The organism is Tardiphaga sp. 813_E8_N1_3 (genome assembly GCF_051811025.1).
Lineage (GTDB): Bacteria > Pseudomonadota > Alphaproteobacteria > Rhizobiales > Xanthobacteraceae > Tardiphaga.
Window position 1 is genome coordinate 1,447,045 of the sequence record NZ_JBPWQE010000001.1, and the last position, 14,719, is coordinate 1,461,763.

13 protein-coding genes are annotated in these 14,719 nt (G+C 60.8%); 8 read left to right on the plus strand and 5 right to left on the minus strand.

The features are described 5' to 3' along the window. Positions 1-270: 270 nt before the first annotated feature. Positions 271-1,527: a serine hydrolase domain-containing protein gene (locus AB8A33_RS06750; protein WP_439092064.1), complete on the minus strand. Its 1,257-nt coding sequence runs from the start codon at positions 1,525-1,527 to the stop codon at positions 271-273. A gap of 152 nt (positions 1,528-1,679) precedes the next feature. Between AB8A33_RS06750 and AB8A33_RS06755 the strand changes: the two genes are divergently transcribed. Further along, complete coding sequence (locus AB8A33_RS06755; protein ID WP_439092065.1) at positions 1,680-2,591, plus strand: intradiol ring-cleavage dioxygenase; 912 nt, start codon at positions 1,680-1,682, stop codon at positions 2,589-2,591. Between the two features lie 20 nt (positions 2,592-2,611). Here AB8A33_RS06755 and AB8A33_RS06760 read toward each other — a convergent pair whose 3' ends face one another. Continuing rightward, positions 2,612-3,127, minus strand: coding sequence for a hypothetical protein (locus tag AB8A33_RS06760; protein WP_439092066.1), 516 nt, complete (start codon positions 3,125-3,127; stop codon positions 2,612-2,614). A gap of 416 nt (positions 3,128-3,543) precedes the next feature. On the opposite strand from AB8A33_RS06760, the gene AB8A33_RS06765 reads away from it, so the two are divergent. The 7 genes from AB8A33_RS06765 (at position 3,544) to AB8A33_RS06795 (ending at position 11,570) form a co-directional block, all read left to right on the plus strand. After that, a complete protein-coding gene (locus AB8A33_RS06765; protein ID WP_439088102.1) occupies positions 3,544-4,860 on the plus strand; it encodes a CmpA/NrtA family ABC transporter substrate-binding protein in 1,317 nt (438 codons plus the stop codon). Between the two features lie 51 nt (positions 4,861-4,911). Next, complete coding sequence (gene ntrB / locus AB8A33_RS06770) at positions 4,912-5,805, plus strand: nitrate ABC transporter permease (RefSeq protein WP_439092067.1); 894 nt, start codon at positions 4,912-4,914, stop codon at positions 5,803-5,805. Between the two features lie 27 nt (positions 5,806-5,832). Next, positions 5,833-6,627, plus strand: coding sequence for an ABC transporter ATP-binding protein (locus AB8A33_RS06775; protein WP_439092068.1), 795 nt, complete (start codon positions 5,833-5,835; stop codon positions 6,625-6,627). A 74-nt stretch (positions 6,628-6,701) separates the two neighbouring features. Further along, positions 6,702-7,127 carry a globin family protein gene (locus AB8A33_RS06780; RefSeq protein ID WP_439092069.1) on the plus strand — a complete coding sequence of 142 codons (426 nt, stop codon included), beginning with the start codon at positions 6,702-6,704 and terminating at the stop codon, positions 7,125-7,127. Between the two features lie 85 nt (positions 7,128-7,212). Beyond that, a complete protein-coding gene (locus AB8A33_RS06785) occupies positions 7,213-7,638 on the plus strand; it encodes a globin family protein (protein ID WP_439092070.1) in 426 nt (141 codons plus the stop codon). Positions 7,639-7,647: 9 nt separating this feature from the next. Then, on the plus strand, positions 7,648-8,865 hold the full coding sequence (locus AB8A33_RS06790; protein WP_439092071.1) for an NAD(P)/FAD-dependent oxidoreductase: 1,218 nt from the start codon (positions 7,648-7,650) through the stop codon (positions 8,863-8,865). After that, a complete protein-coding gene (locus AB8A33_RS06795; RefSeq protein ID WP_439092072.1) occupies positions 8,865-11,570 on the plus strand; it encodes a molybdopterin-dependent oxidoreductase in 2,706 nt (901 codons plus the stop codon). The genes AB8A33_RS06790 and AB8A33_RS06795 overlap by 1 nt, the downstream gene beginning before the upstream one ends. 4 nt (positions 11,571-11,574) lie before the next feature. Here AB8A33_RS06795 and AB8A33_RS06800 read toward each other — a convergent pair whose 3' ends face one another. The 3 genes from AB8A33_RS06800 to AB8A33_RS06810 are packed head-to-tail and all read right to left on the minus strand — an operon-like array spanning position 11,575 to position 14,668. Continuing rightward, positions 11,575-12,387 carry a carbohydrate ABC transporter permease gene (locus tag AB8A33_RS06800; RefSeq protein WP_439092073.1) on the minus strand — a complete coding sequence of 271 codons (813 nt, stop codon included), beginning with the start codon at positions 12,385-12,387 and terminating at the stop codon, positions 11,575-11,577. Between the two features lie 2 nt (positions 12,388-12,389). Then, on the minus strand, positions 12,390-13,349 hold the full coding sequence (locus tag AB8A33_RS06805) for a carbohydrate ABC transporter permease (RefSeq protein WP_439092074.1): 960 nt from the start codon (positions 13,347-13,349) through the stop codon (positions 12,390-12,392). Next, entirely contained in the window at positions 13,346-14,668 is a 1,323-nt protein-coding gene (locus tag AB8A33_RS06810; protein WP_439092075.1) for an ABC transporter substrate-binding protein, read from the minus strand. The genes AB8A33_RS06805 and AB8A33_RS06810 overlap by 4 nt, the downstream gene beginning before the upstream one ends. Positions 14,669-14,719 lie beyond the last annotated feature (51 nt).

The following is a 14,719-nucleotide window of genomic DNA, read 5'->3' on the forward strand; positions in this document are numbered from 1 at the left end:
GAGTCGTTCGCATTCGTAAGCTGCAAATCTCTGGCATGCAGCATTCCATGCGATTTCCAGCTGCAATTTCGCATTTTACGATCTCCTGTGTAGCACCACTGTAATATCACAATTCCGTGGGCGGTTGTTGCTACGTCCGACGCGCACCGGAAGTTTCATTCCAAATTCTCACTGAGAGAGAATTTCATTTGATTCGTGCTGAATGTGTTGAACGCGACCGGGGTCCGGTGGCGCGCACCGACTGAGCAATATTGATCATGTCGTTCGTTACTAAACATTGCTGTCGGTAATCGCGGAGTAGATCATGGTACGCAGCTCGCGCCGGATCGGATAGGCGCTCGATGGCAACAGCTGCGTCATGAAGATTGCGATCAGCTGTTCGGCGGGATCTATCCAGAATGCTGTGCTCGCCGCGCCGCCCCATGCATACTCTCCGGCACTACCGGGGATCATGGTCTTGGCCGGATTCATCGTCACCGAAAATCCGAGTCCGAAGCCGATGCCGGCATAGGTCGCTTCGCTGAACAGCGACTTTGACATCTCAGTGAGATCGCGGCCGCCAGGCAGATGATTGCTGGTCATCAATGCGATGGTCTTTGGGGACAGCAGGCGCACGTCGCCCAGCGCGCCGCCATTGAGCAGTGTGCGGCAGAAGGTGAGATAGTCAGCGGTTGTCGAACACAGGCCGCCGCCGCCGGAGATCATCGAGGGCGGTGACAAAAATGAACTCGTCGCGGGATCGTCCTGCAAGATGAGGCCACCCTTGCCATCGGCGGTGTAACAGGCAGCGAAGCGATGCGCCTTGTCGGATGGCACAAAGAAGCTGGTATCAGTCATGCCGAGCGGATCGAAGATGCGCTTCTGCAGAAATTGTTCGAATGGTTTCCCGGCGATCTTCTCGACGAGATAGCCGACCACATCGGTCGAGACGGAGTAATTCCACGCATCGCCTGGCGAGAATTCCAGCGGAAGCTTCGCAAGGTCCGCAATCATTGACGTCAGCGTGCCGGATTTTTCGACCTCGCCGATCTTGAGCGCACGATAGGCGGCATCGACATTGGTGCGCTGCTGGAATCCGTAAGTGAGTCCGGATGTGTGACGCAGCAGGTCGATGATCTGCATCGGACGGGCCGGTGGCTTCGTCAGGAATGGTGCCATCACGCCAGCCTGAAATACGCCGAGATTTGCCCATTCAGGAATATATTTGTGAACGGGTTCATCGAGCGCGACCCGTCCTTCCTCCACCAGCATCATGAAGGCGACTGTCGTGATCGGCTTGGTCATCGAATAGATGCGAAAGATCGTATCGTCCTTGACGGGGGCTTTGCGCTCCACATCGGCAAAGCCCTGCGCCGTACTGTGCACGATTTCGCCGCGGCGATAGACCAGTAGCCGTGTGCCGGGAAAGCGGCCGGCATCGACATAGCGTTGCTTGAGATGCGCTTCGACGCGGGCCAGTGCGGTGGTCGACATGCCGACCTGTTCGGGTGATGCAGAGGAAGGGCTCAGGCTTTGGGACGACGGCATTGCAACATCACTCCGATGTGTGGACGCGGCTCGTTTCTATGGATGAAAATCAGCGGTTGTCCATATGGGTTTGTAGCGCGGCGAGCTTACGTGAAGCTCTGTTTGGTGTATCCTTAAAGATGTAATCGCGCCGCGTTGCTCAGGATGGAATTATGACCCAATTCAATGACACTGAACTCACTGCGGCGGTGATCCAGAGCTTCGACAAGACGCCCGATGCGCGCACGAGATTTCTGCTGCAAGAACTCGTGAAGTCATTGCACGACTATGTGCGCAGGACCGATCTCACCTTTGGTGAATGGGAAGTGGCGATCGATTTCCTGACCCGCACGGGCCAGAAATGCACGCCGATCCGGCAGGAGTTCATTTTGCTCTCTGACGTGCTGGGCGTCTCGATGCTGGTCGACGCCGTCAACCACAGGGAGCGTGAGGGGGCCACACAGACGACGGTGCTCGGACCGTTCTATGTCGGCGAGCATCCTGTGATGGCGCATGGCGCCGATATCTCTCCGGGCCTCACGGGTGAGCGCATGTTCGTGCAGAGCCGCGTCACCGATCTCGATGGCAAGCCGCTGGCCGGCGTGCCGGTCGATATCTGGCATGCCGATGATGACGGTTTCTACGACTCGCAGAAGGCCAGCTATGCCACGCAGGGCCCGTCGTCGCGCGCGCGCTTCATCACCGACAGTGATGGCCGGCTGTTCTTCCGCACCATTCTGCCATGCAGCTATCCGATCCCGACCGACGGTCCGGCGGGCGATCTGGTGCTGAAGACGGGGCGCCATCCGATGCGTCCGGCGCATGTGCACTTTCTCGTCGCGGCGCCCGGCTATGAACCGCTGATTACCCACGTCTTCATTGAGGGCGACGAGTATCTCGATTCCGATGTGGTGTTCGGCGTGAAGGACGATCTGATCGCCACCGTCGAGAAGCGCAGCGATGCCTTCATGCCTGATGGTCAGCCTGCCACCGGACCGTGGCATCTGATGACCTATAATTTCCGGATGAAGCCGGGCGGGGGCACGGTTCCGCAGCCGATGATGCCGGAAAAGGCTGGAGCGTAAGCGATCCCAGCGATCTGCGGTCAGGTCGCGCTCCAGTCGCGTTGCGAGAGTTCCTGTAGCGACTCCAGAAAGAACTGATCGAACAGGAACGGGGCGTCGCTGTGTGCTGCCGATGGTGCGATGAGGGTGACCATGCCCAACAGCGCGCGGCCGAGTTCGCCGATGCGCTCGGCAAAGGCCTCGAGCCCGCTGCGCTCAGGACTCTCGACGACTGCGTGGAGTGCGCCTTTGGTTTGTGCGATCTGTAGGTCGACATCCTCGATGACACGATCGAGAGCATCGATATCGACATCCACGGTGACAGCGTTGTTTTTGGTCGGTATCAGCGCGTCTTCAAGGACAGCTTTTCGGAACGTATGAAGTTGCCGTGAGACATCCTCGAAATGACCGAACGCTGCCGCTGCATTCGCTTCGAGGTCGCTTTTGCCCTGAGACAGGATCGCCGCCGCGGACACCACGGTCGCCGCCTTCAGGGTGCTGATTACCTTCCGAAGCGACGAGAGGGCAGGTTCGGTGATCACCGGAATGGTCGGCATGAAGCAGTCCGTTCGCTAGAAATTGGACCCGGTTGATAGCACCGATCCACGGGCCGGTACGCCGATGAAGTCGGCAGAATAGTACCTCATAACTCACTGCCTATTCCGCGTGCGTCGCACAATAAATAAGCGACCCGCAAATTTTCGATGCGCGTGGTTCTCCGCGCTGGTCTTGTTGCCTTTAGGTAAGTGGCTGCAATTTATCGAAATTTCCATCAGGCGGCGATTGGCACGAACTTTGAATAGTTCTTAGCGACGCCATTGTAGCCGTCACCATCAATCACCAGCCAGCATTGCCATCATGGGGCCTCCCCCAGACGCGCCGCTATGTCCGTACGCCTTCGACCGAGGTGCGCAGTGACGAGGGGCCAATGACGGTGCAGGCGATCCGAGGCGCGAAAGGACGACATCAGCACATGACGAAGTCAGAGACCAACAAGCCGGGCCGCAAGATCAGTCGCCGCCAGCTTCTGAAAGCCGGTGCGGGTACCGCTGCCTTGCTCGCCGCCGCCCGACTGAATTTCCCCGGCGGTGCTTTTGCGCAGGATGCTGGCCCTGAAGTGAAGGGCGCCAAGCTCGGCTTCATCGCGCTGAGTGATGCCGGTCCGCTGTTCGTCGCCAAGGACAAGGGCATGTTCGCCAAATACGGCATGCCTGATGTGGAAGTCTCGAAGCAGGCCTCGTGGGGCACGCTGCGCGACAACATGGTGCTCGGCTCCGAAGGCAACGGCATCGATGGCGCACATATCCTGACGCCGATGCCCTACCTGATCTCGTCCGGCAAGGTGACGCAGAACAACCAGCCGACGCCGATGTACATCCTCGCGCGTCTCAATCTCGATGCGCAGTGCATCTCGGTCGGCAGCGAATATCTCGATCTGAAAGTCGGCCTCGACGTTGCACCGCTGAAGGCCGCGTTCGAGAAGAAGAAGGCCGCAGGCAAGTCCGTGAAGGTGGCGATGACCTTCCCGGGCGGCACGCATGATCTCTGGATCCGCTATTGGCTCGCCGCCGGCGGCATCGATCCCGACAAGGATGTCGAGACCATCACCGTGCCGCCGCCGCAGATGGTGGCGAATATGAAGGTCGGCACGATGGATGCGTTCTGTGTCGGCGAGCCGTGGCCGGGCCAGACCGTCAACCAGAAGATCGGCTACACCGCGCTGAACACCGGCGAGCTCTGGAACAAGCATCCGGAGAAATCGCTCGGCATGCGCGCGGCCTGGGTCGACAAGAATCCGAAGGCGGCGAAAGCCATCACCATGGCGATCATGGAGGCCCAGCAGTGGGCCGACAAGATGGAGAACAAGGAAGAGCTCGCCACCATCATGGGCAAGCGGCAGTGGATCAACTGCCCGGTCGAGGACATCCTCGATCGTGCCCGTGGCAAGTTCGACTACGGCACCGGCAAGGTGGTCGAGAATTCGCCGCATATCATGAAGTACTGGAAGGACTTCGCGTCCTATCCGTTCCAGAGCCACGACCTCTGGTTCATGACCGAGGACATCCGCTGGGGTAAATACGAGCCCGGCTTCGACTCGAAGGCGCTGATCGCCAAGGTCAACCGCGAGGATATCTGGCGTGACGCGGCGAAGACCATGGGCGTCGCTGCCGCCGAGATCCCGACCTCGACCTCGCGCGGAAAGGAGACCTTCTTCGACGGCAAGGTCTTCGATCCCGAAAATCCGGCAGCCTACCTCAAGTCGCTCGCCATCAAGCGCGTCGAAGCCTGAGACCCACGTCTGGCACCGATGCGGACTAGCTGAAATGACGGAGACAGTGCGATGAACATGCAAGCTATCAAGACGGAGCCGGCAACGGCACTGGCGAAGCCGCCGGTGGCGAGTGTCGCGCTGTCTCCCAAGCAGCCGGTAAGTTTTGAAAGATACGCCAAGATGGCGAAGGAAACAGCGGCGCGGGTAATCCCGCCACTGATCGTCGTCCTCCTGCTTGGTGTGATGTGGGAGCTCTTGTGCCGGCGCACCGGCTCAACGCTCCCGCCGCCCTCCAAGGTCTATAAGGACACCAAGGAACTGATCTTCGATCCGTTCTTCGACAATGGCGGTCTGGACAAGGGTCTGTTCTGGCATATCTCGGCCAGTCTCCTGCGTGTGGCCTATGGCTACTCGCTCGCTGCCGTGGTCGGCATCGCGCTTGGCACGCTGGTTGGCCAGTCGGTCTGGGCGATGCGCGGCCTCGATCCGATCTTCCAGGTGTTGCGCACCATTCCGCCGCTGGCCTGGCTGCCGCTGGCACTCGCGGCCTTCCGTGACGGTCAGCCTTCGGCAATCTTCGTGATCTTCATCACCTCGATCTGGCCTATCATCATCAACACCGCAGTCGGCATTCGCAACATCCCGCAGGACTATCGCAATGTCGCCGCCGTGGTGCAGCTCAATCCGGTGGAGTTTTTCTGGAAAGTCATGCTGCCGGCGGCTGCGCCCTATATTTTCACCGGTCTGCGCATCGGCATCGGCCTGTCATGGCTCGCCATCATCGCGGCTGAAATGCTGATCGGGGGCGTCGGCATCGGCTTCTTCATCTGGGACGCATGGAATTCCTCGCATATGAGCGAGATCATTCTGGCGCTGTTCTATGTCGGCATCGTCGGCTTCGTGCTCGATCGCCTGATCGCCGCCCTCGGCAAGCTCATCACCCACGGCACTTCAGTCAGCTAACACCTGGGTCAGCTAAGGAGAGATATCATGAAGGCATATCTGAAGCTTGATCACGTCGACAAGGTGTTCACCCGCGGCAAGGTTTCGTCCGAGGTGTTGAAGGACATCAACCTAAACCTCGGCAAGGGTGAATACGTCTCCATTATCGGCCATTCCGGTTGCGGCAAGTCGACGATGCTCAACATCATCGCAGGCCTGACACGTGCAACGATCGGCGGCGTGATCCTTGAGGATCGCGAAGTCAATTCGCCCGGCCCTGATCGCGCCGTCGTGTTCCAGAACCACAGTCTGCTGCCGTGGCTGACGGTTTATCAGAACGTCCGTCTTGGCGTGGACAAGGTATTTGCCAAGACCAAGTCCCGCGCCGAGCGCGACGAATGGACGATGCACAATCTTAATCTCGTGCAGATGACGCATGCCAAGGACAAGCGCCCCTCGGAAATCTCCGGCGGCATGAAGCAGCGCGTCGGCATTGCCCGTGCGCTCGCGATGGAGCCCAAGGTGCTGTTGCTGGACGAACCGTTCGGTGCGCTCGACGCACTGACCCGCGCTCATTTGCAGGACTCGGTCATGGCGCTGCATCAGAAGCTCGGCAACACCATCGTCATGATCACCCATGACGTGGACGAAGCCGTGCTGCTGTCGGATCGTATCGTGATGATGACCAACGGGCCATCAGCGACCATCGGCGAAGTGCTCGACGTGCCACTGCCGCGGCCGCGCCAGCGTCTCGAACTGGCGAGTAACCCGGTCTATCTCGACTGCCGCAAGCGCGTGCTCGAATTCCTGTATGAGCGCCACAAGTTCGTCGAAGCCGCGTAAGCATCTTGTTACCTCTTGACTTCCGAGGGTAAACCGAATGAATGCGGCTCAGACTTTCCGGATAGCTGTAGATCATGAGTCGTTCGATAGGCCTGACGCGCGAGGAAATCATGCGCGTGCAATCGTCATTCGATCAGATGTGGCCGAACTCCTCGGTCATGGTGGATCTGTTTTATGCTCGGCTGTTCGAGACATTGCCGGAAACGCGCCCGCTGTTTCGCGGCGACATGGCGCAGCTGAAGCACAAGTTCATCGCAACGCTTGCGGTGATCGTCGGCAGTCTCGACAATATCACCGGCCTGTTGTCGGTCATCGGCAAGATCGCGAAAGACCATGTGCATTATGGCGTGGAGGCCTCGCATTATCTTCCGGTCGGAGAGGCGCTGTTCTGGAGTCTGGAGCAGGGGCTTGGCGAGCGCTGGACGCCCGAGGTCGAGGCCTCGTGGCACAAGGTCTACAATTTCCTGGCGGCACGCATGATTTCTGCGGCCTATCACTAGAACCACATCGCATTTTATCGCGCGCTGAACATTTGCTCACGCGGCGCGACACACAAGCTCACCTTCCAATGCAAGGAGAGTTAGCATGAATGCGTCCGACGTCGCTCTGGTTCAGGATAGTTTCAAGAAAGTCGCGCCGATTTCCGATGTGGCTGCGGAATTGTTCTACGGCCGTCTCTTCGAGGTTGCCCCGCAAGTGAAGCCGATGTTTCGCGGCGACATGAAGGAGCAGGGTCGCAAATTGATGGCGACGCTTGGCGTCGTCGTCACCGGCTTGACGCGGCTCGAAACCGTATTGCCTGCAGCGAGCGCGCTCGCCAAGCAGCACGTCGCCTATGGCGTGAAGGCCGAACATTATCCGATCGTCTGCGGTGCGCTGCTGTGGACTCTGGAGAAGGGCCTCGGCGACGCCTGGACGCCCGAACTCGCAGCAGCCTGGACCGCGGCCTATGGCACGCTGTCCGGCTACATGATTTCTGAAGCCTACGGCACAGCACAGGCGGCCGAGTAAGGATATGACGTGAGCGAGCCGCTGGTCATCATTGGTAACGGAATGGCAGCGGCCCGGCTTGTCGACGAGCTGGCGAAATGCGCGCTCGGTCGATACGCCATCGCCATCATCGGAGACGAACCGCGGCTCGCCTACAATCGCGTATTGCTGTCGTCGGTGCTGGCCGGTGAGGCAACATCCCAGGAGATCGAGCTGAAGCCCGCCGCCTGGTGGCGCGACCGCGGCGTTACGCTGAAGTACGGCGCGACGGCCACCGCCATCGATATGGCCGCGCGTGAGGTCACGACATCGACCGGCAAGCATGTGCCATTCTCAAAGCTTGTCATCGCCACCGGTTCATCTGCACTGCGGCTGCCGGTGCCCGGCGGTGATCTCAAGGGCGTGCACGTATTCCGCGACAGCCGCGACGTGGACCTGCTGCTCGAGCTCGCCGCACGGAAGAAGCGCGTCGTCGTGGTTGGTGGCGGCCTGCTGGGCCTCGAAGCTGCCTATGGTCTCGCCAAAGCGGGCGCTGACGTCACGCTGATCCATCTGATGGACAGGCTGATGGAACGTCAGCTCGATGCACCTGCGGCGAATCTCCTGAAAACGCTGGTCGAGCGCAAGGGCGTCAGGATTTTGCTCAATGCCAATACGGCGCGTATTCATGGCAGCGATTGTGTCGAGAGCGTCGAACTGGCCGATGGCCGCATGCTTGATGCCGATGCGGTGATCTTTGCGGCCGGTATCCGGCCCAACACATCGCTTGCCAAGGAAGCGGAAATCCCGGTCAATCGTGGCATTGTCGTCAACGACCAGATGGCAACTGGCACCGACGACGTCTTCGCACTCGGCGAATGCGCCGAGCATCGCGGCACCTGCTATGGCCTCGTCGAGCCCGCTTACGAACAGGCCAGGGTGTTGGCGCGTCATCTCGCGGGCAAGGCCGCTGCCTATACGGGCAGCGTGCTCTCTACCAATCTCAAGGTCTCCGGAGTCAGCGTTTTCTCCGCTGGAGATTTCATGGCGGGCGAAGGCAGCGAGACGCTGCTGCTCAACGATGTCCGCCGCGGCACCTATAAGAAGCTGGTGATCGCAGATGGTGCGCTTACTGGCGCCGTGCTGGTCGGCGATACGCAGGATGCGCTTTGGTATCTCGAACTGATCCGCAGCGGCGCTGATATTTCCGATATCCGCGCCGAGATGATGTTCGGTCGCGCGCTCGCCGTCCGCGCGGAGGCGGCATGATGAACGCGATCGATCCGCATCTGCACGCCACGCGCACCACATGCCCTTACTGCGGTGTCGGTTGCGGTGTGCTGGCGACGCCGGACGGCAACGGCGGCGCAGCGATTGCGGGCGATCCCGCGCATCCCGCCAATCTCGGCCGGCTCTGCTCGAAAGGATCAGCGCTCGGCGAAACGCTTGGCCTCGACGAGCGTCTGCTGCATCCGATGATGCGCGGCGACGATGGCGAGATGGCACAGGTCGCCTGGAGCGATGCGCTGGATCATGTCGCCGAGGGATTTCAGAAGGTCGTCGCCGAACATGGTTCCGGTGCCGTGGCGTTTTATCTCTCCGGCCAGTTGCTGACCGAGGATTACTACGTCGCCAACAAGCTGATGAAGGGTTTTCTCGGCAGCGCCAATGTCGATACCAATTCGCGGCTCTGCATGGCCTCATCCGTGGCTGGCCACAAGCGCGCGTTCGGCGCCGATACGGTGCCGGGGTGCTATGAGGATCTCGACCAAGCCGATCTGCTGGTGCTGGTCGGCTCCAATGCCGCCTGGTGCCATCCGGTGCTGTATCAGCGCATGCTGGCCAACAAGCAGACGCGGGGCGCACGGATCGTCGTGATCGATCCACGCCGCACCGACACGGTCGGCGATGACGATCTGTTTCTCGGCCTGAAGCCCGGCACTGATACCGCACTGTTCAGCGGGCTGTTCGCTTATCTCGCCGACAACGGCGCGCTGGATCAGAGTTACATCGGCGAGCACACCGCAGGCTTTGACGACGCGCTGGCGCGGGCCAAAACCATCGCTGGCAGTGTGGCCGCGACAGCAAAGGCGACCGGACTCGACGAGATCGATGTCGCGACCTTCTTCCAGATGTTCAAGGCGACGCCGCGTGTGGTCACGCTGTATTCGCAGGGCGTCAACCAGTCGGCGCAGGGCACCGACAAGGTCAATGCGATCCTCAACTGCCATCTGGCCACCGGCCGCATCGGCAAGCTCGGCGCGTCGCCGTTCTCGCTGACCGGCCAGCCGAATGCCATGGGCGGCCGTGAGGTCGGTGGCCTCGCCAACCAGCTCGCAGCTCATATGGGCTTCACGCCAGTCGATATCGACCGTGTGCGCCGGTTCTGGAAGGCGCCGCATATCGCCACCCATGAAGGCCTCAAGGCCGTGCAGATGTTCGAAGCCATCGGCCGTGGCGAGATCAAGGCGTTGTGGGTGATGGGTACCAATCCCGCGGTGTCGCTCCCGGATGCCGATGCCGTGCGCGCGGCGCTGAGCAAGCTCGATCTGTTCGTGGTGTCGGAGAATGTGCGCTCCAACGACACCGTCAATGCCGGTGCGCATGTGCTGCTGCCAGCACTGGCCTGGGGCGAGAAGTCCGGCACGGTCACCAATTCCGAACGCCGCGTGTCGCGGCAGCGCTCGTTCCTGCGCGCGCCTGGCGAGGCACGGCCGGACTGGTGGGCGCTGAGCGAAGTCGCCAAGCGCCTGGGTTATGGCGCGTCATTTGCCTACACATCGGCCGCCGAGATTTTTCGCGAGCACGCGGCCCTTTCGGCCTTCGAGAACAACGGCAACCGCGATTTCGATATCGGCGGGTTGATGAAGGTCTCGGATGAGGCCTTCGACACCATGGCCCCGGTGCAATGGCCGGTGCGCGAGGGGACGACGAAGCCGCAGGCGCGCTTCTTCGCCGATGGCCAATTCTACGCCAATGACCGGCGCGCGCGTTTCATCGCGCCGGAGGCGCCGGAGCTGCGCACGCAGGTGTCGATCGAGCGCCCGCTACGTTTGAACACTGGCCGCGTTCGCGATCAGTGGCACACGATGACGCGCACGGGCCTCAGCCCACGGCTCGGCCAGCATATTCCGGAGCCCTTCGTCGAGATCCATCCTGACGATGCTGCGCAGTTCGCCATCGTCGATGGCGACCATGCGCGGCTGACCACCGACTATGGCGAATGCGTGCTGAAAGTCATTGTCAGCGAACGCCAGCAGCGCGGCATGCTGTTCGCGCCGATCCACTGGAACGACGAGACCGCGGGTTTCGCGCGTGTCGGTGGACTTGTCGCGCCGATCACCGATCCGTTCTCCGGCCAACCCGAGAACAAGGCAACGCCGGTGGCGATCGCACCTGCGGTATTTGCACAGCGTGGTTTCGTGCTCTCGCGTAGTCCGCTGGAGATGCCGTTCGGCGTGCAATGGGCGCGCGTCGCGGTCACGGGCGGCGTCGGTTATCTGCTCTCGGACAATACCGACGTCGAGACCTGGCGGAGCTGGTTGAAGCCGTTGCTGGGCAATGATGCCGCTGAATACGAAGACGCCGGCCAAGGGGTGTATCGCGCGGTGTCGTTCAAGGATGACGGGATCGAGACCTGTCTGTTCATCGGCCCGACGGAGGGCGCGCTCTCCTGGGATGCCGTGAAGGAATTGTTCGCGGTCGAGACCGTGAGCGACGACCAGCGCCGCACGCTGCTCTCTGGAAAGTCCGCCGATGGTGCTGCGAGTGCAGGACCCATCGTCTGCGCCTGCTTCGGCGTCGGCCGCAACACTATCTGTGATGCCATCGCGGCAGGTGCGGGTACGGCAGCGGAGATCGGCGCGAAGCTCAAGGCCGGCACCAATTGCGGCTCGTGCATTCCGGAGCTCAAGCGCCTGATCGCGGCGAGCGAAACTGCGCCCGATGAGCAGCGCAAGGTTGCTGCAAGTTAACTCGTTACTTCACCGCGCCCGCGGTCAGTCCTGCCACAATCTGTCTTTGTGCAAACATCGTCAGCAGCAGCACCGGCAGCGTCACGATCAGGGCGGCCGCCGCCAGCGGCCCCCAGCTCAACTGATCGAACGAGATCATGTTGTAGACCGCAACCGGCAGTGTCCGCGTTTCCCGCCCCGCCAGCACGATGCCAAACACGAAATTGTTCCAGGAGAAAATCACCGAAAGGATGAAGGCAACGGCGATGCCGGAGCGCGCGATCGGTAGCGCGACGTAGCGGAACACCTGCCAGCGGGTGGCACCGTCGATGATGGCGGATTCTTCGAGCTCCATCGGCGTCGTCTCGAAATATCCGATCATGATCCAGATCACGATCGGCACGGTGACCACGAGATGGATGATGATCTGCGGCCACAGTGTGCCGAGCAGGCCAAGCCACTGGAACAGCAGGAAGAGCGGGATCAGATAGGACAGGCCGGGCGTGATGCGCGCAATCAGGATCACGATCGCAGATTTGCGCGCGCGCATGCGCGCGATGCCGTAACCGGCAGGCACGCCGATGACGAGAGCGAACAAGGTCGCCGATCCGGTGACGATCAGCGTGTTGAAGAAATAGGTCATGAACCGCTTGGATTCGATGACAGCGGCGTAATTGCCCCAATTGATGCGGTCAGGGATGAAGACCGGCGGATAGGAGGCGTTGTCGATCTCGAATTTCAGCGACAGCGACAGCATCCAGAGGAAGAACAGCACCGCCGGCGAGACGATGACGATGAAGGCGAAGGTCAGGCCGAGTTTGTTGAGAAAGTCCCGCATGATCAGGCACTGCCTCCGGCTTCGTTCCAGTGGGTGCGCTGGCGCAGATGCAAGAGCGCGCCGGCGAGGGCGACGATGAGCGCGAAGAATACGACCACGATCGCGGAGGCATAGCCGACGTCGTAATAGACGAAGGCAACGCTGTAGAGATAGAGGTTGATGGTTTCGGAGGCGCTGCCGGGACCACCTTGCGTAATGGCGAAGATGATGTCGAAACTCTTCACGGCGTCGATCATGCGGATCATCGCTGCGATGAACAGGAAGGGCATGATCATCGGTAGCGAGATGTAGCGGAAAGTCTGCCACGGTGTCGCGCCGTCGATCTGGGCGCTTTCATAGGGCTCGGTCGGAATGGCGCTGAGGCCGCCGAGCACGATCAGCATGACCAGCGGCGTCCATTGCCACGTCTCCACCAGCACCAGCGACGGGATCGCGGTGGCGGGATGGAATACCCACAGCGATGGCGGCAGGCCGAACAGCGACAGCAGATAGTTCAACACACCGAGCTGCGGGTGAAACATCATCGTCCACACCAAGGCGATGGCGACCGGCGTCGCCATCATCGGCAGGATGAAGAGCCCGCGGAAGAAGCCGCGCAGCGGAAACTTGTTGTTGAAAATCACCGCCGCCAATGTGCCGAGGATCAGCGGCAGCGCGACCGACAGCGCCGTATAGACCAGGGTGTGCCCCACGGATTCCACAAAACGCGCATCGCTTGGCAGCCTGAGATAATTAGCGAAGCCGACGAAGGTCGGCGCTTGGCCGACCTTCCATTCGTGAAGGCTCATCCAGATCGTATAGACCCACGGGAAGATGATGACCGCCATGACGACGATCATCGCTGGAATCACGAACGGCCAATAGGAAATTGGCCGCCACTCGTTCTTTTTCGCAGTCGCCGTTTCGGCCGCGACCGTTGCGGTCGTTTTGGCGATTGCCTTCCCCGCTGTCAGTTCACTCACGATTTTTCGCTGCGCTCCAGGATCGGCCGGAACTGTTCGTGGGCCTTCTTCAGCTCGGTAGCCGGATCGGCGCCTGCCAGCGTGGCGGTGACGGCAGCACCGACAAGATCGCGGAATTCGGCGACAGGCACGATGACCGGGAGGCCGAGCTTGCTGATCTTGGCCGAGGCGATCACCGAATCCAGCCATTCCTGGTTCTTCACGCCCTTGCGCACCGTCTCGTCATTGAGGATCGAATTGCGGAATGGCACGCCGCCGCCGCTCTGCAACAGCCGGGCGCCCATCGTCTTCGACACCGCCCATTGGCAATAGAGATAGGCGGCTTCTTTCTTGGTCGAGGTCTTGGCGATGCCGATGCCGTCGCCATAGGCGGCGGAGAATTGCCCCTTTGGTCCGGCGGGCACGACGGTGTAGCCGATCTTGCCGACCACGCGCGACGCATTGGGGTCCTCGATCGGCGGCGCCCAGCCGACGCCGTCGATCCACATCGCCGCACGGCCTTGCGTCAGCGAGGCCATCGACTCCATCCAGTTGAAGCCCGCGACGCCGGGAGGTGCCGTTTTGGTCAAAAGGCGCTGATACATCTTGGTCGCTTCGATCGCCTCGGGCCCATCGGTCAGGATGTTGCCCTTGGCGTCAAGGAATTCGCCGCCATAGTTGAGGAAGAAGTTGGTCCACAGCGTCATGTTGGCGTTGCGTAAGCCTCGGCCGGTGAAGCCATAGATGCCATTGGCGGGATCGTTGAGTTTTTCTGCAGCTGCCGCCATCTCATCCATGGTCTTTGGGACTGCGACGCCCTTCTTGGCGAACATTTCCTTGTTGTAGTACAGGATGAAATAGTCGACCGACCAAGGCAGCGAGTGCATCTGGCCCTTGTCGTTCTGCGCAAATTGCAGACCGCCGGCGGAGAAGTCTTCAACTTTCAGATCCGGCGCGGTGAGGTTCGGATCCTTCATGAAGCCAGTGAGATCGGCGAGCCAGCCAGCCTTTTCGAACTGGCGCTTCTGGACGTGGTAGCTGACATGCACGACGTCGAAGCTGGGCTTGCCGGAGGTGAGCTCGATCACGGCCTTCTGGCGCTGCTGCTGCTCGGGGATCACTTCGGATTCGACCTTGATGCCGGTCAATTCCGTGAATTCGGAGGCGTATTTCTGCAGCAGTTCGCCGCGCGGGCCCTTGATCAGATTGGCTTCAATCGTTGTGCCCGCATATTTCTTCCAGGCGGGATCGGCGAAAGCTGGAATGCCGGTGAGGCCAATCGCGCTGGTGGCGAGCGCCCCCTGCACAAAGGCACGACGTGTCGGGCCGTAAAGAGCCATGTGTCATCCTCCCTCGAGCCGCCTTGACCGGCGGTGATTTTATGGTCGCTC